At 71.4% G+C, this 19,944-nt stretch carries 23 protein-coding genes and 1 pseudogene; 14 read left to right on the forward strand and 10 right to left on the reverse strand.

The features are described 5' to 3' along the window. Positions 1 to 16: 16 nt before the first annotated feature. Entirely contained in the window at positions 17 to 475 is a 459-nt protein-coding gene (locus tag AB0N90_RS13160; RefSeq protein ID WP_085564576.1) for an Rrf2 family transcriptional regulator, read from the forward strand. A gap of 30 nt (positions 476 to 505) precedes the next feature. Here AB0N90_RS13160 and AB0N90_RS13165 read toward each other — a convergent pair whose 3' ends face one another. Then, a complete protein-coding gene (locus tag AB0N90_RS13165; protein ID WP_365195728.1) occupies positions 506 to 1,555 on the reverse strand; it encodes an AsnC family transcriptional regulator in 1,050 nt (349 codons plus the stop codon). A 125-nt stretch (positions 1,556 to 1,680) separates the two neighbouring features. Between AB0N90_RS13165 and AB0N90_RS13170 the strand changes: the two genes are divergently transcribed. Further along, a complete protein-coding gene (locus tag AB0N90_RS13170) occupies positions 1,681 to 3,198 on the forward strand; it encodes an MFS transporter (protein ID WP_365195730.1) in 1,518 nt (505 codons plus the stop codon). Between the two features lie 233 nt (positions 3,199 to 3,431). On the opposite strand, the gene tgmC is transcribed toward AB0N90_RS13170, so the two are convergent. The 5 genes and pseudogenes from tgmC to AB0N90_RS13195 form a co-directional block, all read right to left on the reverse strand. Continuing rightward, positions 3,432 to 4,595 (reverse strand): ATP-grasp peptide maturase system methyltransferase, encoded by a 1,164-nt coding sequence (gene tgmC / locus AB0N90_RS13175; protein WP_365195825.1) that lies wholly within the window; start codon positions 4,593 to 4,595, stop codon positions 3,432 to 3,434. Then, positions 4,592 to 4,723, reverse strand: a pseudogene (locus AB0N90_RS13180) (ATP-grasp ribosomal peptide maturase); the annotation flags it as partial. The gene tgmC and the pseudogene AB0N90_RS13180, both read right to left, overlap by 4 nt. Before the next feature lie 193 nt (positions 4,724 to 4,916). Further along, positions 4,917 to 5,150 (reverse strand): DUF397 domain-containing protein, encoded by a 234-nt coding sequence (locus tag AB0N90_RS13185; protein WP_365195733.1) that lies wholly within the window; start codon positions 5,148 to 5,150, stop codon positions 4,917 to 4,919. A 27-nt stretch (positions 5,151 to 5,177) separates the two neighbouring features. Then, the gene (locus AB0N90_RS13190; RefSeq protein WP_365195734.1) at positions 5,178 to 5,378 is read right to left on the reverse strand and encodes a DUF397 domain-containing protein; all 201 of its coding nucleotides are present in this window, start codon (positions 5,376 to 5,378) and stop codon (positions 5,178 to 5,180) included. Then, the gene (locus tag AB0N90_RS13195; protein WP_365195737.1) at positions 5,375 to 6,202 is read right to left on the reverse strand and encodes a helix-turn-helix transcriptional regulator; all 828 of its coding nucleotides are present in this window, start codon (positions 6,200 to 6,202) and stop codon (positions 5,375 to 5,377) included. The genes AB0N90_RS13190 and AB0N90_RS13195 overlap by 4 nt, the downstream gene beginning before the upstream one ends. 116 nt (positions 6,203 to 6,318) lie before the next feature. Between AB0N90_RS13195 and AB0N90_RS13200 the strand changes: the two genes are divergently transcribed. From AB0N90_RS13200 to AB0N90_RS13210, 3 genes are all read left to right on the forward strand, one after another. Further along, positions 6,319 to 6,801 (forward strand): ATP-binding protein, encoded by a 483-nt coding sequence (locus tag AB0N90_RS13200; RefSeq protein ID WP_365195739.1) that lies wholly within the window; start codon positions 6,319 to 6,321, stop codon positions 6,799 to 6,801. Between the two features lie 283 nt (positions 6,802 to 7,084). Beyond that, positions 7,085 to 7,510: a hypothetical protein gene (locus AB0N90_RS13205; RefSeq protein WP_365195742.1), complete on the forward strand. Its 426-nt coding sequence runs from the start codon at positions 7,085 to 7,087 to the stop codon at positions 7,508 to 7,510. A 116-nt stretch (positions 7,511 to 7,626) separates the two neighbouring features. Continuing rightward, entirely contained in the window at positions 7,627 to 8,787 is a 1,161-nt protein-coding gene (locus AB0N90_RS13210) for a serine hydrolase domain-containing protein (RefSeq protein ID WP_361667729.1), read from the forward strand. A 174-nt stretch (positions 8,788 to 8,961) separates the two neighbouring features. On the opposite strand, the gene AB0N90_RS13215 is transcribed toward AB0N90_RS13210, so the two are convergent. Beyond that, entirely contained in the window at positions 8,962 to 9,978 is a 1,017-nt protein-coding gene (locus tag AB0N90_RS13215) for an NADP-dependent oxidoreductase (RefSeq protein ID WP_365195828.1), read from the reverse strand. Between the two features lie 81 nt (positions 9,979 to 10,059). On the opposite strand from AB0N90_RS13215, the gene AB0N90_RS13220 reads away from it, so the two are divergent. From AB0N90_RS13220 to AB0N90_RS13235, 4 genes are all read left to right on the forward strand, one after another. Next, positions 10,060 to 10,494 (forward strand): MarR family transcriptional regulator, encoded by a 435-nt coding sequence (locus AB0N90_RS13220; RefSeq protein WP_256638138.1) that lies wholly within the window; start codon positions 10,060 to 10,062, stop codon positions 10,492 to 10,494. 10 nt (positions 10,495 to 10,504) lie between these two features. After that, positions 10,505 to 11,329 (forward strand): EI24 domain-containing protein, encoded by an 825-nt coding sequence (locus tag AB0N90_RS13225; protein ID WP_365195745.1) that lies wholly within the window; start codon positions 10,505 to 10,507, stop codon positions 11,327 to 11,329. An 80-nt stretch (positions 11,330 to 11,409) separates the two neighbouring features. After that, entirely contained in the window at positions 11,410 to 11,775 is a 366-nt protein-coding gene (locus AB0N90_RS13230) for a hypothetical protein (protein WP_365195748.1), read from the forward strand. Between the two features lie 89 nt (positions 11,776 to 11,864). Then, positions 11,865 to 12,794 (forward strand): hypothetical protein, encoded by a 930-nt coding sequence (locus AB0N90_RS13235; RefSeq protein WP_365195750.1) that lies wholly within the window; start codon positions 11,865 to 11,867, stop codon positions 12,792 to 12,794. A 28-nt stretch (positions 12,795 to 12,822) separates the two neighbouring features. Here AB0N90_RS13235 and AB0N90_RS13240 read toward each other — a convergent pair whose 3' ends face one another. Further along, entirely contained in the window at positions 12,823 to 13,815 is a 993-nt protein-coding gene (locus AB0N90_RS13240; protein ID WP_365195752.1) for a helix-turn-helix domain-containing protein, read from the reverse strand. A gap of 148 nt (positions 13,816 to 13,963) precedes the next feature. Between AB0N90_RS13240 and AB0N90_RS13245 the strand changes: the two genes are divergently transcribed. From AB0N90_RS13245 to AB0N90_RS13255, 3 genes are all read left to right on the forward strand, one after another. After that, entirely contained in the window at positions 13,964 to 14,554 is a 591-nt protein-coding gene (locus AB0N90_RS13245) for a cysteine hydrolase family protein (protein ID WP_361667717.1), read from the forward strand. After that, positions 14,554 to 15,273 (forward strand): cysteine hydrolase family protein, encoded by a 720-nt coding sequence (locus AB0N90_RS13250; RefSeq protein ID WP_365195755.1) that lies wholly within the window; start codon positions 14,554 to 14,556, stop codon positions 15,271 to 15,273. Before AB0N90_RS13245 ends, AB0N90_RS13250 begins: the two co-directional genes overlap by 1 nt. A gap of 249 nt (positions 15,274 to 15,522) precedes the next feature. Beyond that, entirely contained in the window at positions 15,523 to 16,596 is a 1,074-nt protein-coding gene (locus AB0N90_RS13255) for a hypothetical protein (protein ID WP_365195758.1), read from the forward strand. 51 nt (positions 16,597 to 16,647) lie between these two features. Here AB0N90_RS13255 and AB0N90_RS13260 read toward each other — a convergent pair whose 3' ends face one another. Beyond that, positions 16,648 to 17,625, reverse strand: a complete 978-nt coding sequence (locus AB0N90_RS13260; protein WP_365195761.1) for an aldose epimerase family protein — start codon at positions 17,623 to 17,625, stop codon at positions 16,648 to 16,650. A 46-nt stretch (positions 17,626 to 17,671) separates the two neighbouring features. Between AB0N90_RS13260 and AB0N90_RS13265 the strand changes: the two genes are divergently transcribed. Continuing rightward, complete coding sequence (locus AB0N90_RS13265; RefSeq protein WP_365195764.1) at positions 17,672 to 18,163, forward strand: SRPBCC family protein; 492 nt, start codon at positions 17,672 to 17,674, stop codon at positions 18,161 to 18,163. Here the strand turns inward: AB0N90_RS13265 and AB0N90_RS13270 are convergent. After that, on the reverse strand, positions 18,138 to 19,022 hold the full coding sequence (locus AB0N90_RS13270) for an SGNH/GDSL hydrolase family protein (protein WP_365195767.1): 885 nt from the start codon (positions 19,020 to 19,022) through the stop codon (positions 18,138 to 18,140). The two genes, AB0N90_RS13265 and AB0N90_RS13270, sit on opposite strands and share 26 nt — an antisense overlap. Before the next feature lie 256 nt (positions 19,023 to 19,278). Between AB0N90_RS13270 and AB0N90_RS13275 the strand changes: the two genes are divergently transcribed. Then, positions 19,279 to 19,773 carry a DUF3145 domain-containing protein gene (locus AB0N90_RS13275; RefSeq protein ID WP_037661510.1) on the forward strand — a complete coding sequence of 165 codons (495 nt, stop codon included), beginning with the start codon at positions 19,279 to 19,281 and terminating at the stop codon, positions 19,771 to 19,773. The last annotated feature ends 171 nt before the right edge of the window (positions 19,774 to 19,944 follow it).

Here is a 19,944-nt window from a genome sequence, read left to right on the forward strand (position 1 = left end):
GTCCCACAATGGATTCATGAGGATCTCGGCACGGGCGGATTACGCGGTACGGGCGGTACTGGAGCTGGCCGTACGGCAGGGTAACGGGCCGGTGAAGGCAGAGGAAATCGCCGCCGCGCAGGGGATTCCGCACAAGTTCCTGGAAGGGATCCTCGGCGATCTGCGGCGCGCCGGGATCGTGGACAGCCGGCGTGGCGGGGGCGGCGGTTACCGGCTCGCCCGCGAGGCTCCGGCGATCACCGTGGCCGATGTCATCCGGGGCGTGGACGGCCCGATCGTCTCCGTGCGCGGCGAACGCCCGACGGGCCTGACCTACACCGGCACCGCCGAACCCCTGCTCCCGCTGTGGATCGCCCTGCGCGCCAACGTCCGCCGCATCCTGGAGGGTGTGACGATCGGGGACCTGGCGTCGGGCACGCTGCCGGACCCGGTCCGGGCGCTGGCGGCGGAACCGGCGGCGTGGGAGAACCCGTAGACCGCCGACCGGTGCACGGAACCCGTCCGGTCATGTCCCCTTCGAGCTGCGGGGCCGCTCACCGCGGCCCGTGCCCCTCGGGCGGACGTAGGGCCCCGGAGCCGGTGTGAGACGCCCCCCGGTGATGAGGGAACCGGCCTGCTTCAGGCCGCGGACGCGGATGCTCACCTCGTAGCCGACGATGTCCGGGATCGACGCGATCTGCCGGGTCAGGAAGCGGTAGAGGTCGTCGGTGTCACGGCAGATGGCGATGGCCATGATGTTGTGCGGCCCGCTGATGGCACCGGCGAAGGCGATCTGGTCGTGCCGGGCGATCTCCTCGCCGACCGCCTCCAGCCGGTGCGGCGGGACCCGGAGCCAGAGCGTGGCGTGGAGATGGTGCCCGAGCGGTTCGGAGAGCAGGTCCACGTCGTAGGCGAGGGTGCCGGACTCCTCCAGCGCCGCCAGCCTGCGCAGGACCCGGCCCTTGCTCCAGCCCGTCTCGGCGGCCAGCCGGGCATGGGTGGCGCGGCCGTCCTCGGCGAGCGCGGCGAGCAGCGGCCGGTCCTCGTCCGTGATCTCCCGGTACGGCCCCGACGGGGGTTCGGTGCCGGCGGTCAGCAGCGCCTGCTGCTCCGCCGTCAGATGGCCGCCGTAGCCGTTCCATTCGGCGGACAGCCCGGTGCCGAAGCCGTGCAGGATCATGTCGATGTGCAGGTTCAGCACGGCCGAGGTGCGGGGGAGTTCCTTCAGGAGAACGGTGTCCCCGGAGTCGCTCGCCGAGGAGCGCAGCAGGCAGATGATCTCCGAGCCGCCCGAGGCGAGCCGTGCGAACGACACCTCGGGGCGGCGCACCAGGGCCTCGGCCAGCGCCCCCACCCGGTCGGGCCGGCAGGCGATCCGGGCGACCCACTCGACCTGCCCGTACGAGGCGGGGGTGACCCGGCCGTGGACGCGGACCACACCGCTGCGCACCAGCGCCTGGTAGCGGCGGGCGACGGTCTGCTCGGAGGCGCCCACGGCCTCGGCGATCCGGGCGAAAGGGGCGCGCGCCGAGCACTGCAGGGCGCGGATGATCTGTCGGTCCAGGGCGTCGGGCATGAGCGGATCGTCCCACGAACGGGTGAGGGATGGAGGTTTTGGACCGGAGCGAGGGGTCCGTTTGGAGCACGGTGCGGCGGTCGCCGAGGGTGATGGGCGTACCAATGGAAAGGACGCGTGTTCCCATGCGTAAATGGCTGCCCCTCCTGGCGGTCTGTCTCGGCTCGTTCATGCTGCTGATCGACGTCACCATCGTGAATGTCGCCCTCCCCGACATGTCCCTCGCCCTGCACAGCACCTTCGCCTCGCTGCAATGGGTGATCGACGCCTACGCCCTGGCCCTCGCCGTGGTGCTGCTCGGGGTGGGAGCGCTCGCCGACCTGACCGGGCACCGGCGCGTCTACCTGGGCGGCCTGGTGGCCTTCGCGCTCGCCTCCGCGGTGTGCGGCGCGGCACCGAACCCGGGCCTGCTGATCGCGGCCCGCGCCGTGCAGGGGCTGGGCGGCGCCGCGATGTTCGCGACCGCGTTCCCGCTCCTGAACGCCTCCTACCAGGGGCGCGACCGGGGCACCGCGTACGGCGTGTGGGGCGCGGTCTCCGGCGCCGCGGCCGCGGTCGGCCCCGTCCTCGGCGGTCTGCTCACCGAGGCCGTCGACTGGCGGTGGATCTTCTACGTCAACATCCCGATCAGCGTGGTGGCGGTCCTGCTGGCCGTGAAGGCCCTGTCCGCGGACCGGCTCACGTCCGGGCGCCGCCCCGACTGGATCGGCACCGCGCTGTTCACCGTGGCCGCCGCGGCCCTCGTCCTCGGGGTGATCCGCGCCCAGGAGCACGGCTGGACCTCCGGCGCGGTCCTGGGCCTGTTCGCCCTCGCCGTCGTCGCCTTCGTCGTCTTCCTGGTCGTCCAGGTCCGCTCGCCGCACGCGATGCTCGACCTGTCGCTGTTCCGCAGCCGCTCGTTCTCCGGGATCATGATCGCGTCGCTGACGGTGAACGTCGCGGCGTTCGCGATGCTCGCCTACACGTCGATCTGGCTGCAGTCCCTGCTCGGGCTGACCCCGCTGGAGGCGGGCCTGACCGGACTGCCGCTGTCCATCGCCTCGTTCTTCACCTCGCTGGTCGTCGGCCGCTTCCTGCACGGCGTCCGCCCGCAGCTGCTGATAGGCGGCGGCATGGTGCTGATCGGCGCCGGTGCCCTGGCCGAGAGCCTGCTGATCGGCGCGGGCTCCGACTGGACGGCGCTGATCGTCGGCTACGCGGTGATCGGCGTCGGCGTCGGCGCCACGCTGCCCACGCTGGGCTCCTCGGCGACCGCGGCGGTGGGCTTCCAGCGCGCCGGGATGGCCGCGGGCGCGACCAACAGCGCACGCCAGCTGGGCCACGCCATCGGCATCGCCGTGCTCGGCAGCGTCTTCGCGTCCTCGTCGGCCGCGTGGCTCTCCGACCACCATGTCCGGGGCGGCGCCGCCCTCGGCCGGGCCCTCTCCGGGGGCGGCGCGGGCCACGTCCTGGCCGCGACCCCGCCCACGGGGCGCGCCGAGCTGGCCGACGCCCTGCACGGCGCCGCGGCCCACGCCCTGCGGTCCGGCTTCACCGTCGCCGGAGTCGTGGGTCTGGTCGCCGGCCTCCTGGCCCTGTTCCTGATGCGCCCCCAGCAGGTCGCCCCGGCAGTGGACCAACAGCCGGTCCCCGCCCACGCCTGACCGGCGGTCCCGTACGCGCCGTACCGCCCACCTCGTCCGCCCCTCAGGCCCCTGACCTGCGATACCGCGGGTCAGGGGCCTTTCGCGTGGAGCCGTGGGCGTCGCCTCACTCCTGTTCGGTCCTCGAATGTCTGCCGATCCCGGGGCCGAGCTCCGGTGACGCCTCAGGAGTGGCGACAGTTTCGGCACGGGAAACAGGAGCGGTTCTCCATCCTCGTCCGGACCGTGGTGGGTCAGGCGATCCGGTGCTCCCAGCGCAGGGAGGGGGCCTGATCGATCCAGTACCGGTGGGACGCGGGCGTCACGCGGAGCCGTACGGAGTCGATCTCCGGCGCCCCGGCGTCCCGCCAGGCGAGGAGGGAACGTTCCACGTCGTCCCACAGGGCCACCGGGCCGCCTTGGCGGACGGCCCAGTTCTCGCCGTCGAGGAAGAACTCGGCGAACGACTCCCTCTCCGGATCGAACAGGTACCGCAAGGGCGACCCGTCACCGTCCGTCGCGCGGACGAACTGAGCGCCGGGCGCGGCCAACTGTGCCAGAAAGGCGGGCATCCATTCCTCAAGGATGAGAGGGGACAGTAGAGCGGGCCGCTTACTGTCCGCGTACGCGGTCCGGGCGGAGAGATCGCCGGCCACGGGGGCCACTGCCTGGGCTCGCGCCTGCATGAAGGAGGAGCGCCCGACGATGGAGCCCTCGGCGGTGCCGTCATCGCCGACGGCCAGTTTCGCGAGGCCGGTTCCCCACGGCCGTGAGCCGACCGTGCCGAGGATCACGCCCCCGGGTCTCGTCTGCCTGATCCACGCGTACGGGATGCGGCGGACCGCGCAGGTGGCGATGACCCGTTCGTACGGTGCCCGGTACGGGTGGCCGAGCAGCCCGTCGCCCGTCACCGTCCACGTCGAGAAGCCGGCGGCTTCGAGAGCGGCATCGGCGCGCGCGGCCACCTGTGCGTCGACCTCGACCGTGGCGACGTTGTCCTCGCCGAGGCAGTGGCACAGCAGGGCTGTGGAGTAGCCGGTGCCTGTGCCGATCTCCAGGACTCGGTGGTTCGTCGCGAGGTCCAGGTTCTCGATCATGCCGACGACGGTGGCCGGGTCGGTCGAGGAAGACGTGGGCACGCCTGCGACGGGTCCGTCGGCCTGGTCGGCGGTGAGGTGGCCGTCGAGCTGGGTGGTGAGGGTGTCGACGCTGTATGCGGTCTTCACCCACTCGTCCGGGTCCGCGTCGGCGGCGGTGACGGGCCGCCAGGTCCGCCCCTCGTCCAGGAAGACTCCAGGGCGGAGGAACCGCTCACGGGAGACGGCCTCGACGGCCGCACGCAGCCAGGGAGATTTCAGGACACCTTCGTTCATGAGCACGGTCGCCATGCGACGCCGCTCGGATGCCGGGTCGGTTATCGGCGGTCTCCTTGTACGACTAGGTCGGCGAAGGCGCTGGACATCGGAAGGCCGGTCGCGGTCTCCAGCCACCCCCACTGTCCGTTGGGATTCAGCTCCAGCCACCAGTAGTCCCCCGCGCGGTCGAGCAGGGACTGGTCGGACCTGCCGGTCTGGCAGCGGGAGACGGACGCGGACATCTTCGAACGCATCGAGGGGACCGTCTGATCTCAGGAACGACGACGTCCCCATCCGGGCCGATCCGGGCGGGGACGTCTTGTTGCAGGTCATAGCGTTGCGTTGCCTGTTCCCGGCGGACGACCTCTCGCCCGCGCCGACGCACTAACTCCGCGCCCCGGCGTAGGCGACGAACGCGGACCAGGTGGTGGGGGCGAGGGCGAGCCGGGGGCCCTGTTTGGCTTTGGAGTCGCGGATGTGGATGGTGGCGGGGGTGGTGGCGACCTCGATGCAGTTGTCGCCGGCTTCGCTGCTGTAGCTCGACTTGTGCCAGACGAGGGCGACTTCGACACAGTCGCCGGATCCGCTGCTGCTGTAGGTGCTCTTGAACCAGTTCATGGGTTCCCTCGCATCCGTCGCAATGGGCTAGCCCTGAAGTTCGGTCTCCGCGGCGTACGAGACGAAGGCCGACCAGGTGGTGGGGGAGAGGGCGAGCTGGGGGCCCTGCTTGTCCTTGGAGTCGCGGACGTGAGTGATGGCGGGGGTGGTGGCGACTTCGATGCAGTTGTCACCGGACGCGCTGCTGTAACTGCTTTTGAACCAGGCCAGTTCAGAGGGGCTGCTCATAGGTCTCCTCGCATGCGTTCCAGCAGGCTCGCCGAGTGCTTGAGAGTGAGAGCCTGCGAACGCATCCTGGCATACCTGGCCTGGAGGGTGCTGACCACTTTGGGATCGGAGATCAATAGCCCACTTTCGTGGCCCTCGCTGTATGCGAACCACTTGTGCTTCGGAGTCTCCAGCAGGGAGATGGGCCCCTGAAGTCCGGCGTGTGATTCCTGCGCGAGCGGCATCACCTGGACCTCGACGTTGCGCAGCTTGGAGACTGCGAGGATGTGGTCGATGGCGCCACGGGTGACCTCGACACCGCCGGTACCACGGAGAAACACGTGCTCCTCGATGATGAAGCTGAATGCCGTGTTGGGCCGGTCGTACAGCAGGCGCTGCCGCTCCAGCCGCGCAGCCCACAACTCTTCGATGTCGGCATCGGTCAGCGGAGGCAACTGATCTGCGGCCAACGCCCGGATGTACGCCTCCGTCTGTAGCAACCCTGGAATCATCCGGCACTCGTAGTTGAACAGGCTGATGGCCTGCCGCTCCAGATCGGCCCACCTGCGGAACCAAGCGGCGAGCCCCGGCTGTCGCTCTAGATGCTCCAGCGCCTTCCTTAAAGCGTTGGTGTTGCCTAGGACTGCCTCCGCTGCCTCGACGAAGTCGATGTCCGGCATCCGCCTGCCCAACTCGATGGACGCGATGGTGTGTTTGGAGAACCCCACCAGCTCCCCAAGCTCTTCCCGGGTGAGTCCGTGATGTTCTCGGAGGGCCTGTACAACCGCTCCGAACGTACGCAGACTGTCTGACGACTCCGGCTCACCGCCGATTCCTGGTGCCATGACACAGATGGTCACGCCCCGTCATCGGTACTGTCCAGCCTGTAACCGCGTACGCCCCCGCAGCGTACACGCGTCACCCCTGGTGAACCCCCCTCCCCACGCCCCACATTGGGCGCATGACAGCACTCCCGGTCATCACCCCCACACTCGTCCAGCGCCTCAGTTCCACCCCCCGCGGCGCACGCCTCGCGCGGCGGCTCGCCGTGGCGCAGTTGGATGGCTGGGGGTACCCCCACGACAGTGAGACCACCGAGGCCGTCGCCCTCGTCGTCGCCGAGCTCGCCGCGAACGCCGTCACCCACGGGCGCGTGCCGGGGCGGGACTTCGAGCTGCGGCTCGCCCGGGACGCGGACGGTATCCGGATCGAGGTGAGCGACACCCGGTCGGAATGCCAGCCACCCGGGCCGGGAAACGTGACCCCGCCCTCCCGCCTCGCCGAGTCCGGGCGCGGGCTGCTGCTCGTGGACGCGGTGGCCCGGTGCTGGGAGGTGGTGGACCGGGAGCCGCCGCCCGGGAAGACCGTGCGGGCCCTCGTCGCCGTACCGGCGTCTTTCGAGAATGTTTTCGATCCTGCGCCAAACATTCACAGCCGTGCCTAGGAACGTGACGCGCGTCGACCCTAGTCTTCCGGGCGTCATGGACTACTGCCTCCCGTGCCGACGGCACCTCAACGGCGCCCTGGTCTGCCCGGGGTGCGGAACACCGGCCGACCGAATACCCGGTCCGGTGGCGGTGGAGCCGGAACGCGGGGAGCCCGAACAACGTCCGGTGGAAGGGCGCCCGGAAGGGGAGCCCGTAGGGGGACGGGCGGAGCGGCGGGGGCGCAAGGCCGCCGCACATCGTCGGCGGCGTCGCCGTACCGTCCTCCTTGCCGCCGGCTTCATGCTCGCCGCCGGCGGCCTCGGCTTCGCCGAACTCGGTACCGACGCGCCGCTGCCCTTCACCGGCGGCGGCACGGCCACCGTCAAGGACACCTCGGCCGACGACGGCGACAGCCCCGGCCCCTCAGGTCGTACGACCGCCCCGCCCCAGGTCGCCAACGTCTCGGCGACCTCCGGCGCGACGGCCTCCGCGAGCAGGACCCCGTCCGCGGGGGCCAGTGACTCCGCCGCTCCCTCCACCACCGGTACGACCGAGCCGCCACCCCCCGCCACCACCGCCCCCGGCTCACCCGTCACCGCCCCCACCGCCCCGCCCCCGACGCGGCCGACCGCCGCACCCCCCACCACCGCCCCCGCGACCTCCGCACCGCCCCCGGCGCCGTCCCCGACCCGCACCTGTGACCGCTTCCTGTGGTGGTGCACCTGATCAGGGCCGCCGGAATTGCGCCTCTCCCATGCCATCGGCCGTTCGGGGCATCGATGACACCGAAGGGCCTTCGCGGCGGTTGAGTCGTTACAGGGACAGGTTCTGAAGGAGAACGGATGACACAGGACATCGCCGTGCACGGCACGGTCGCCGAGGGTTTCGAGGCGGTACGCGAGGAATTCGCCGCGTTAGTCGCGGGCGAACGGGACGACTACGAGGGCCAGGTGTGCGCTTATGTGCGCGGACGGTGCGTCGTGGACCTGTGGGCGGGCGAGACCGGAGCCGGTGACGCGCTGTACGGCGTGTACTCGGCCACCAAGGGCGCGGCCCACCTGGTCACGGCGCTGCTGGTGCAGGACGGCACGCTGGAGCTGGACCGCAAAGTCACTTACTACTGGCCGGAGTTCGGCGCCGAGGGCAAGGGCGAGCTGACGCTGCGGGACCTGCTCGCGCACCGGGCCGGACTGGTCGGCACGGACGCCGGGTTCACCCGCGCGGAGCTGGCGGACGATCGCGCGATCGCCGAACACCTCGCCGACCAGCGGCCGTTCTGGCGCCCGGGCGCCGCGTTCGGCTACCACGCGCTGGTCATCGGTGCGTTGACGGGCGAGGTGGTGCGCCGGGCGACGGGCCGTACGATCCAGGACCTGTACGAGGACCGGATCCGCGCCCCCTACGGGCTCGACTTCCACCTGGGTCTCCCGGCCACCGCCGACCCCCGCTTCCGTGCCGTCCGGCCGCTGCTGCCCACCCCCGGACAGCAGGCGCTCATCGACGCCTCGCCGCGCGGCCCGCACACCCTGGAGGCGATCGCCTTCAACCGGCACGGCGCCGAACCGACCGACCTGGAGCGGCTGTACGAGGACCCGCTGATCCGCGCCAAGGGCCCCGCCTCGAAGGGCGGGATCGCCTCGGCGCGGGGGCTCGCGCGGATGTACGCGGCGATGATCGGGGAGGTCGACGGCAAGGCGCCGCTGCTGAAGGCGGACACCGTCGCCGAGTTCGGCCGGATCCACTCCGCCGGCTACGACCTCGTGACCCGCGACCACCGGTCCTTCGGCCTCGGCTTCCAGGCCACCGCCGACCTCTGGTACCCCTTCCTGGGCGCCGGCTCCGTGGGCCACAGCGGCGCCAACGGCACCCAGGCGTTCGCCGACCCGCACGCCGGGCTCGCGTACGGGTACACCCGGCGACGGTTCACCTTCCCGCACGGGGCGGCGCCGGAGAACGAACGGCTGGTACGGGCGGCGCACCGGGCGGCGACGGCCGTCGGGTGACGGCCCTTCCGGGTGGGGACGCGCCTCCCCACCCAGCGGCCCGGCACGCCGGGGGCGACGGCCCACCTCGACCTCGACCTCGCCGCCTGAACCCAGCAGCCCGGTCCGCCAGGGGTTACGGCCCACCTCGCCCACGGCCTCGCCGCCTGCCCCCCCGGTCCGGCCTGCCGGGGGCTACAGCTTGACGACCATCTTCCCCGTGTTGTCGCCGCGCAGCAGCCCCAGGAACGCCTCCACCGTGTTCTCGATGCCGTCCACCACGGTCTCGCGGTACTCCAGCCGCCCCGAGGCCACCCACGGCCCGACCTCCCGCACGAACTGCGGCTGGAGGTCGCGGTGGTCGTTGACGAGGAAGCCCTCGATCCGGCCCCGGGTCTGGATCAGCCGCGCCAGGTTGCGCGGGCCCGGCGCGGGCTCGGTGTCGTTGTAGACCGAGATCATGCCGCAGACGGCGATCCGGCCACCCCGTCGCAGGGAGCCGATCGCCGCCTCCAGATGGTCCCCGCCGACATTGTCGAAGTACACGTCGATGCCGTCGGGCGCGGCCTCGCGCAGCTGCTTCGACACCGGGCCGTTCTTGTAGTTGAAGGCCGCGTCGAAGCCGTACTCCTCCACCAGCAGCCGCACCTTGTCGTCCGACCCGGCCGAGCCGATCACCCGCGAGGCCCCCTTGAGCTTCGCGATCTGCCCCACCTGGCTGCCGACCGCCCCCGCGGCGCCGGACACGAACACGATGTCGCCCTCCTTGAAGGAGGCGGTGCGCAGCAGGCCCGCGTACGCGGTCAGACCGGTCATGCCGAGCGCGCCGAGGTACGCCGACAGGGGCGCCGCCTCCGGGTCGACCCGCACGGCGGCCGACGCGTCCACCGCGGCGTACTCGCGCCAGCCGAGGGAGTGCAGCACATGGTCGCCGACGGCGATTCCCTCGGCGCGGGACTCGATCACCTCGCCGACCGCGCCGCCCTCCATGACCTCGCCCAGCTCGAACGGGGCGACGTACGACTTCGCGGCACTCATCCGGCCCCGCATGTACGGGTCCACGGAGAGGTACGTGTTCCGTACCAGGATCTGGCCCTCGCCCGGGGTCGGGACGGGCGTCTCCACGAGCGCGAAGTCCTCCGGCTTCGGCCAGCCGACGGGGCGGCTGAGCAGGTGCCATTCGCGGTTGGTGTGCGTCGTCATCGCGGTCATGCCTTTCATTTACTTCATCACCTGAAACAATGGTTAGGCTGAATATTTCAGGTTGTCAAGTAACGAGGTAGGCTGGAGGGCATGGCACCACCGCATCCCCGCCGTCCGGACCAGCTGACCCTGGACGTCGTAGAACTGATCGCCGAGGTCGTGGCGCGCTATCACGCGGACTACGACGAGGCGGCGGCCGAGCACGCCCTGACCGGCGCGCAGGCCAAGCTCCTCAGCCTGCTGTCCCTCGGGCCGCTGCCCATGCGCAAACTCGCGCAGAAGCTGAAGTGCGAGCCGTCGAACGTGACGGGGATCGTGGACCGGCTGGAGGCCCGGGGCCTGGCCGAGCGCCGCCCGGACCCAGCCGACCGCCGGATCAAGATGGCCGCGGCCACGGAGGAGGGGCTGCGGGTGGCCCGCGATCTGCGGGAAGGGCTGCACTTCGCGCGGGAGCCGCTGGCGGGGCTGTCGGCGGAGGAGCGGGGGACTCTGCGGGATCTGCTGCGGCGCATGCTCGACGCGTAAGGTTTCCGCCATGCGTGATCTAGGGGCGGGATTCAAGTACCTGGTCGAGGGCCAGCGGTGGGTGGCCCGGCACGGCCGGCAGTACGGCTTCGCCCTGCTGCCGGGCCTGATAGCACTGGTCCTCTACGTGGCCGCGCTGGTCGCGCTGGCGATATGGGGCGAGGGCGCGGTGACCTGGGCCACGCCCTTCGCGGACCACTGGTCGAGCCCCTGGGGCACGCTGTTCCGCGGCTTCCTGACGGCCGTGCTGTTCGCGCTGGGGCTGCTGCTCGCGGTGCTCACGTTCACCGCGGTGACCCTGCTGATCGGGCAGCCCTTCTACGACAACCTCTCGGAGCGGGTCGACGCCTCCGAGTCGCCCGACGGTACGGCACCCCAGTCCGCGCTCCCCTTCTGGCGGGAGCTGTGGCTGTCGGCCCGCGACAGCGTCCGCATCCTGGTCCGGGCGACGGTGTGGGGCGTCCTGCTGTTCGCGCTCGGCCTGCTGCCGTTCGTCGGCCAGACGGTGATACCGGTGCTGGGCTTCTTCGTGACGGGCTTCTTCCTCGCGGAGGAGCTGACCTCGATCCCCTTGCAGCGCCGGGGCCTCGACCTGCGCACCCGCCTCACCCTGCTGCGCTCCCGCCGCCTGCTGGTCTGGGGCTACGGCACCCCGCTCGGCCTCGCCTTCCTGGTCCCCTTCGTCGCCGTCTTCCTGATGCCGGGCGCGGTGGCCGGCGCGACGCTGCTGGCACGGGACCTGCTGGGGGAGGAGCGGGCGGCGGAGCGGACGGAGAACCGGTCGGAGGGGGACGGCGAAGACTCCGACCCGGCTCGGCGGCTTCCGGCCATGTGAGGGTTGAATCGTTGACTGCTCCTGGAAGGGGAGGGCAGCCTTTCCGGCGTCCTCGTCGTCCCCTTCGCCAGGAGGAAGCAATGCGTATCCGTGGAGTCAGCCGGGCCGCGACCGGTGTCGCGATGGCGTCCGCCGCTCTGCTGCTGGGCGCGATGCCGGGCTCGGCCGCGGCGGCGACCGGACCCACCGCCGCGGCCGGCTGTGGCGACACCGGGACGCTGTGCGTCTGGGAGGGCGCCTTCTCCGGTCGCACGGCCGTGTACACCGAGCCGGGCGACGCGTGCGTGGCCCTGCCGTTCGGGGCGCTGGCCGACCTGAACATGACCGACAGGAGCGTCACCTTCTACTCCGGCGCCGACTGCACCGGGTCGGCCCTGGTCGCCCCCTCGCTCGATCTGCACTCCTGGACGTCCTACGGCGCGATGTACAGCTTCCGGGCCTCCTGAGGCCGCCCGGCCGCAGCGCCCCCGACCTCGTATGGCAGACTCCCGGGCCGCGAGCGCCGAAGAGGCGCCGAGTACGGGGGAGAACCGACGTGTTTCCAGGTCAGCAACAGAGTCAGCAGCAGAATCAGTGGCATCAGCAGCAGAACCAGTGGCAGGGGTACCCGCCGTATCAGCAGCAGCAGCCACAGCCGCAGCCGGGGTATCCGCCGTACCAGAACCAGCCCTACCCGCCGCAGGGTTACCCGCCCCAGCCCTACCCGCCCCACCAGGCGCCCCCGGCGCCCGTGCAGCACATCGGTGAGACCCGGATGCGGCTGGATCCCCATCTCACGCCCGAGCAGCGCGAGTTGGCGGTGCGGATCCAGGCGAAGGCCAAGCCGATGTCCTACGGGATGGTGCTCGGACTGCCGCTGACCTCCGGCGGGCTGCACTACGGGTTCACCCGGGGCCCGATCGGCTTCGCGGCGGCGGTCGTCGGAGTCGGGCTGCTCGCCTTCGGGAGCTACTCGCTGGTCCAGATGCGGGGGCTGCGCCGCCGGTTGAGGCTGGTCACGGCCGACGCCTGGCGCAGTCCCGCCGCGCATCTGCCGGGCGCGCGCAAGGCCGCCACCTTCGCCGCGTATCTGAACGGCCTGCTTGTGCTGCTGTCGCTCGCGGGAACCGGCTGGCTCCTCTACAAGGGCGTCGGCTGGGGCGCCTACGGCAACTCCTTCGGATTCGGCGCCCTGATGACCGCCGCCGCGCTGCCGTTCGGTATGGCGATCGGCGCCGCGAGCACCCTGCCGCAACTGCTCCAGGTGATCCCCGCGGGGGCGAAGGTCGGGCGGAGCCTGTACTCGATCATCTTCGCGCTGGCGATGACCGTCGCGGGCGAGGGTGTGAAGGGCGGCGAGGTGGAGCAGGCCGCGGCCGGTATCGGCACCATGCTGATCTGCGCCGCCGCCATGACCCTCCTCAAGCGGGCGGCCGCCCGGATGCGCGGCGAGGACCCGGGCCCGCTCCGCGCCGGCCGGGACTGACCCGAACCCGCCCGCTCCGCAAGGGACTTCAGACGGGCGTCGTCCGGAACCGGCGGCGGTATTCCGTCGGGGTGGTGTCCAGCCTGCGGCGGAAGGACCGGACGAGCGTGTCCAGGGTGCCGAACCCGCAGGCCGCGGCGACGCGTTCGAGGGTGGCGTCGGTCGACTCCAGCTGCTGGCGGGCGCGTTCGACGCGGACCGACTCGATATAGGCGTGCGGGGTCGTACCCAGCTCGTTCTTGAAGATCCGGGTCAGCTGCCGGTCGCTGATGTGGGCGTGCTCGGCGAGCTGGGTGACGGTCAGCGGCTCGGCGATATGGCGCAGGATGTAGTGGCGCAGATCCTCGATCCGCCGGGTCGTGGACGCCTGCTCCAGCGGCACGCTGAACTGGCTCTGCCCGCTGGGCCGTTTCAGGTACATCACCAGCTGCCGGGCGACCCGCAGCGCGACGGCCTCGCCGAGGTCGTCGGCGATCAGCGCGAGGGACAGATCCAGGCAGGCGCTGATTCCGGCGCCGGTCCACACATCGCCCTGCCGGATGAAGATCGGGTCGGCGTCGACCTCCACGGCCGGATGGTCGGCGGCGAGCTGCTGCGCGGTCGACCAGTGCGTGGTGGCCCGCTTGCCGTCCAGCAGCCCGGCGGCCGCGAGGATGTGCGCCCCGACGCAGACCGAGGTCATCCGCCGGGCGCGCGCGGCGAGTTCCCGTACCCGCCGTACGACCACCGGGTCCACCGCCGGCCGCAGCCGTCCGTCGTCGCCGGGCTCGACCGCGCCCGGCACGATCACGGTGTCGATGCTCCGGGACGCCAGCGCGTCGAAGGTGACATCGGGCAGCACCCGGACCCCGGCGGCCGTGACGACCGGGTCCATGGTCTCGGCCGCCAGCACGACGTCGTACGCCGCGGCCTCCTCCGTCTCCCGGCGGGCGAGGTGGAAGACCTCCGGCGGCCCCGTGACATCGAGCAGGTCCACCTGGTCGAAGAGGACGATCACGATCAGCTGGTCGACGGTGTGCACAGGCCCCCCGGGCAACGGAATACGACGGTGTCGGTTTCTGCATGCTAGACGTCATTGCCGACGTATGGGGAGGAGCCATAGCGTCAAGGGCACAGGCCGCCGCACCGCGCGCCGCCTCCCAACTCCCGATCCCCCCAGGTGGTTTGCCATGCCCAGAACGACTCTGCGTCAGCTCAACGGCTTCGACGAGACGCCCCCGAAGCTCGCCGACTCCACGCTGGTCCTGATCGACTACCAGAACACGTACACCACCGGTGTGATGGAGCTGGACGGCTGGCAGCCCGCCCTGGACGCGGCCGCCCGGCTGCTGGAGCGCGCCCGCAGGGAGGGCGCCCGGGTCATCCATGTCGTCAACGACGGCGGCGAGGGCACCCCCTACGACATCCGCGCCGAGATCGGGCAGATCCACCCGGCCGTCGCCCCGGCCGACGGCGAGTCCGTCGTCGTCAAGCAGGCCCCCGACGCCTTCCACGGCACCGACCTGGGGCAGCTGGTGGACGAGGCCGGCCGCGGCGACCTGGTCGTCGCCGGCTTCATGACCCATATGTGCGTCGCCTTCACCGCCCAGGGCGCCTTCCTGCGCGGCAACCGCCCCACCGTGGTCGCCGACGCCTGCGCCACCCGCGCACTGCCGGTCGCCGGGAAGGAAGTGGACGCCCACGGCGTGCACCTCAGCGCCCTGGCCACCATCGCCGACCTGTACGGCGTCGTCGTAGCCGGTCAGGAGGATCTCGGCTGATGAACACCACGCGCCGTACCGCCGCGCTCGGCATCGCCGCCCTGCTCACGGCCACGCTCGCCGCCTGCGGCTCCGACTCGGACTCCGCCTCCCCCAAGAAGGAGTCCGCCGCGCCCGCCGCCCGGACGAACGTGGCCAAGGACACCACGACGCTGCGCAAGCTCAACGGCTTCAGCGAGACCCCGGCCACGCTCTCCGACGCGACGCTCATCCTGGTCGACTACCAGAACACCTACACCGACGGTGTGATGGAACTCGACGGCTGGAAGCCCGCCCTGGCCAACGCCAAGGCCCTGCTGAACCGGGCCCGCGCGGCGGGCACCCCGGTCATCCACATCGTGGACAAGGGCTACGACCTGAAGTCCAAGGGCGGGCAGATCGTCCCGGAGCTCAAGCCCGCCAAGGGCGAGCCGGTGGTCGAGAAGAGCGTCCCCGACGGCTTCCACGGCACCGACCTCGCCCAGAAGGTGAAGCAGGCCGGGCGCAAGAACGTCATCGTCGCCGGCTTCATGACCAATATGTGCGTCCTGTTCACCACCCAGGGCGCGTTCCTCGCCGGGTACCACCCGACCGTCGTCGCCGACGCCTCGGCCACCCGGCCGCTGCCGCTGAAGGGCGACCCCGAGGGCATCCCCGCGCGGCAGGTCCACGAAGCCGCCCTTGCCACGGTCCAGGACCTCTACGGGGTCGTCGTACCCACGCAGAAGTCCCTGACCTGAGCTGAGCCGGCCCGGCCTGATCTGAGCGGTCCGGCCCGGCCCGACCCGGCGGGGTGTCCGCCGGGGCCGTGGAGATTCCCATGGCCCCGGCGACTCCCCCCTCGCCGGTGCACCACCCCCCGAGAACTCCCCCCACATCTTTCCCCCCACCCCACAGGAGCACGACCACTCATCACGGAAAGACGGGGCATGACCACTCGTAGAGGATTTCTGGGGACCGTTTCCGCAGTAGGCGCAGCCACCCTCCTCATGGAGACCCAGGCGGCCACCGGCGCGTCGGCCGCGACCGGCGCCGCCAGCGCGACCGACGAGAAGGCCGCGCGGGACGCGATACGCAATGTCAACGCCGGGATGCGCGCCAACTACGCGTCCCTCAAGTCCGAACTGACCAAGCACCTCAGCCCGGTCGTCGTCGTGCAGAACAACGCCGTCGGCGGGCGCTTCACCCTGATCGACAAGGGGGTGCAGGTCGAGACCGTGGACCCGGTGCCGGAGTACTTCGAACTGGCCAAGTCCATCGCCCATGTACCGCTCGGCGTCTACTCGGTCATCGCCGCCTACCTCAGCGACAAGGTGCCGAACATCGCCAACTCCGAGCGCATCGACCCGCACGACCTCGACATGGTCGCCTTCAAGCCCGCGGGCGACACCGGCTGGATCACCCCGCTGAACGCCTTCCGCGCCACGCTCAACACGGCCCGCACCAAGCTGCCGACCGCCAACCTCCCCACCGATCTGGCGGCCTCCAGCAACAAGATCCTCACCGAGGCCATCAAGTTCATCGACACCGCCGTCGGTGCCAAGTCCTTCGACATGGTGGCCTTCAACCAGTTCGCCGCCACCGTGTACCCGTCCATCCGCGTCAACATGACCGCCGCGGCCACCGCGCAGATCACCGGGATCGAAGCGCTGATGAAGCGCTGGCGGGCGCGGATCGGCGAGCAGGCGTGGAGCGACCTGTACGTCATGGTGCTGTCGATCTGGACCACCGCCGAACTCAACCAGGCGTCCATCATCATCCGGCGCACCATGAACCAGGCCAAGGTGAACACCCACCTCATCGACCTGCCGACCGCGGAGACCCCCGCCGACCCGATCGGCGTGGCCCTGGAGAACCTGGCCCGCATCGTGCAGGACAACGTGGCCGCCGAGATGGTCTTCAACGCCGCCCTCGATGTCGCGGACGCGCTCAAGGGCAGGGAGGACCTGCTCTCGAAGGAGATCCTCCAGCAGATCGGCGGCACGGCACCCGCGCACACCGCCGCCTTCGGTGCCGCCGCGGCCGGTGCCTGCCCGATCACCGGGCGGACCGCCTCGGCGTGAGCACCGGTGTCCCCCGGCCGGCGCCGGCCGGGGGACACCCGCGGGGCGCCGTCAGCGCACGGAGAAGCCGTACACCGTCTCCGACCGGTACACCTCGCCGGGGCGCAGCACCGTGGACGGGAAGTCCGGATGGTTCGGGGAGTCCGGGAAGTGCTGGGTCTCCAGGGCGATTCCGTCGCAGGGGGCGAAGGGTGCGGGCAGATGGTCGCCGGTGTAGAGCTGGAGGCCGGGCTCGGTCGTCGCGACGGTGAGGGTACGGCCGGACGACGGGTCGTGCAGCTCGGCGACCCGCTCGGGTACCCCGGTAACTCCCTTGTCCAGCACGAAGTTGTGGTCGTACCCCGTGCCCACCTTGCGGCCGTCGCGGAAGTCGAAGCGCGAGCCGGCCACCTCGCGCAGCTCGCCCGTGGGGATCAGATCCTCGCCGGTCGGCGTCAACCGGGAGGCGGCCAGCCGCAGTTCGTGCCCGGCCGCCGAACCCGCCCCGGAACCGGCGAGGTTGAAGTAGCCGTGGCTGGTGAGCGCGATCACCGTCGGGGCGTCCGTCCTCGCCTCGTACGCGATCCGCAGCGCACCGTCGGCGTCCAGCGTGTACGTCACCGCCACGTCGAGCCGGCCGGGGAAGCCCTCCTCGCCGTGCGGACTCACCCGGGCCAGCCGCACCCCGTGCTCGACGTCCGTCGCCTCCCACACCCGCTTGTCGAACCCGCGCGCACCCCCGTGCAGCACATGGGGCCCCTCGTTCGGCTCCAGGGCGTACACCACGTCGTCCAGCGGGAACCGCGCCCCCGCGAGCCGGTTGGCGTACCGCCCGATCAACGCGCCCAGGTACGGCTCCGGATGCGCGAGATAGCCGTCGAGACCGGCGAACCCGAGCACCACGTCCGCCGTCCGCCCCTCCCGGTCCGGCACCTCGACGGAGCGCACGATCCCGCCGTACGTCAGAACCTCCACCCGCGTCCCGCCCCGCTCCAGTGTCCAGCGGTGGACCTCGGTACCGTCGGGAAGTGTGCCGAAGAGTTCGCTCATGCCGAAACCCTAGGTGACCGGCGCGGTCGTCTGTAGCGTGCCGGTCATGCGACCCGTGACCGTGTCGACCGAGGTTCCGTACCCGCCCGCGCGAGTCCATGACTTCCTCGAAGTGATGGCCCACCACGAGCGGTTCACCGACCACTATCTGACCGACTGGCGCTACAGCGGCCCGAGCCGCGGCTTCGGCGCCCGTGCCACCGTCACCGCCGCCCTGGGCGGCACGCGGACCGACGTCAGTATCGAAGTCATCAACTCCGAGCCGCCGCACCGCATCGTCGAGCACAACGTCAGCGCCGGCGGCCGCCGCCAGGCCCACGGCATATACACCATCGCCCCGCTCCCGGACGGCACCGGCAGCCGGGTCTCCTTCACCTACACCTGGCTGTGCGCACCGCTGCCCGAACGCCTGCTGGCCCCCGTCGTACGCGCCATGATGCGCCGCGCCAACCACACGGTCATGCGCCGCCTGGCCGCCGAACTGGCCCGGTACGAGGGGGAGAGCGCGGGCGCTACGCCACCGGACCGGCGGCCGTGACCGTCCGGTAGGCGATCGACGCCAGCCGGGCCTGGCCGTCCCTGCTGGGGTGGAACCAGTCCCAGTGGCTGAGCTGGTCGGTGTCGAAGCGGTAGTCGTACACCGCGTTGCCGTCGAAGCGGCAGCGGCGGTCGGTGGCGCAGACCTCCTTCAGCACCTTGTTGTAGGCCACCACCCGGTCCTCGACCTGGTCGCGCCGGTGCTCGGCCGCCGTGCCCAGGTCGTCGGCGTCGCCCAGCATCGAGGGGCAGATGCCGAGCTTCCAGACCTCCTTGCCCAGCGGATTGCCCCGGCCCTGCTCCCAGAGCCGCTTCAGGTTCGGCACGCTCGCGACGTACACCTGCGTCTTCGGGGCGGTCGCGCGCAGGGTGCGCAGGGCCTCCTCGAAGTCCGCGCGGAACCCGGCCACCGAGGTCATCGCCCGGGTGGAGGAGCGGCAGGCGTCGTTCGCGCCGACCATCACGGTGACCAGTTCAGGGTCGCGACTCGCCGCATCGGCCATCTGCTGCGAAAGATCCGCCATTCGGGCGCCCGTCATCGCGTAGTTCCAGCTGTGCGTGGCAGCGCCCGCCGCGCCGAGGAGCCGTACCGCCAGACTCTCCACCTGGGTGTCGCTGCCCGTCGCCCAGGACACCTCGGGGCAGTCGGACAGCACCGTGCACGCGTCGAAGCCCCGGGTGATGGAGTCGCCGACCGCGGCGATCGAGGCCGGACTGCGGTTCCACACCGGTGCCTTGGCGGCCCGCGCCCCGGTGGCACGGGCCGCGGGCGAGCCCTGGGCGTCGCACCCGGCGACGCCCAGCACGGTGGCCGCCGCCACGGCCAGGGCGAGCCGCGCCCGGTGGCTTCGCTTCCGCATTCCTGGTGTTCTCCTCGTTCGAAGTCGGGTGCTTTCCCCCATAACAACGTGCGAGGGTTCCCGGCGCCGGGCCCGCTGGAACGAACGGGGCCCGTACAAGCGTCCCCCTGGGTGAATGGTGAAGGATTCCTGGCACCGGGACCGACGGTACGTCACACTCCTTGCCCCGCCGCAAGGTAGCCTCGCCATCAGCGCGGCCGTGGTGCAACGGCCGCCGGCAAGCCAGCAAGATGTCCCGCTCTGCCCGGAGGTTCCGGTGACGACACGTGGAGTTCTGTACGTGCACTCCGCGCCGCGCGCGCTGTGCCCGCACGTCGAGTGGGCCATCGCCGGGGTGCTCGGCACGCGCGTCAACCTCGACTGGATCCGGCAGCCCGCGGCCCCCGGCACCTGGCGCTCGGAGTTCTCCTGGCAGGGCCGGCCCGGCACCGCCTCCAAGCTGGCCTCCGCGCTGCGCGGCTGGCATCTGCTGCGCTTCGAGGTCACCGCGGAGCCCTGCGCCACCGCCGAGGGCGAGCGCTACAGCTGCACCCCCGACCTGGGCATCTTCCACGCCGTCACCGGGATCCACGGCGACATCCTCATCCCCGAGGACCGGCTGCGCGCCGCCCTCACCCGCTCCCAGCGCGAGGAGACCGACCTGGAGGCCGAGATCGCCAAGCTCCTCGGCAAGCCGTGGGACGACGAACTGGAGCCGTTCCGGTACGCCGGGGAGGGCGCGCCGGTGCGGTGGCTGCACCAGGTGGTCTGAGCTTCGCGTACATGAGGAAGGGCCCCCACCAGCCGGATGCTGTTGGTTAATTCCGCCCCGCTGGATCTGATCCGGTGGGGCGGAGTGCTGCGAAGGGTGAGACGCGGGTGCGGGCGAGTGGTCTGCCGGTGAGCCATGCGTCGAGGCGGGCGAGGTTGATCGCAGCGCCGG

The organism is Streptomyces sp. NPDC093018 (genome assembly GCF_040684035.1).
Classification (GTDB): Bacteria; Actinomycetota; Actinomycetes; order Streptomycetales; family Streptomycetaceae; genus Streptomyces; species Streptomyces murinus.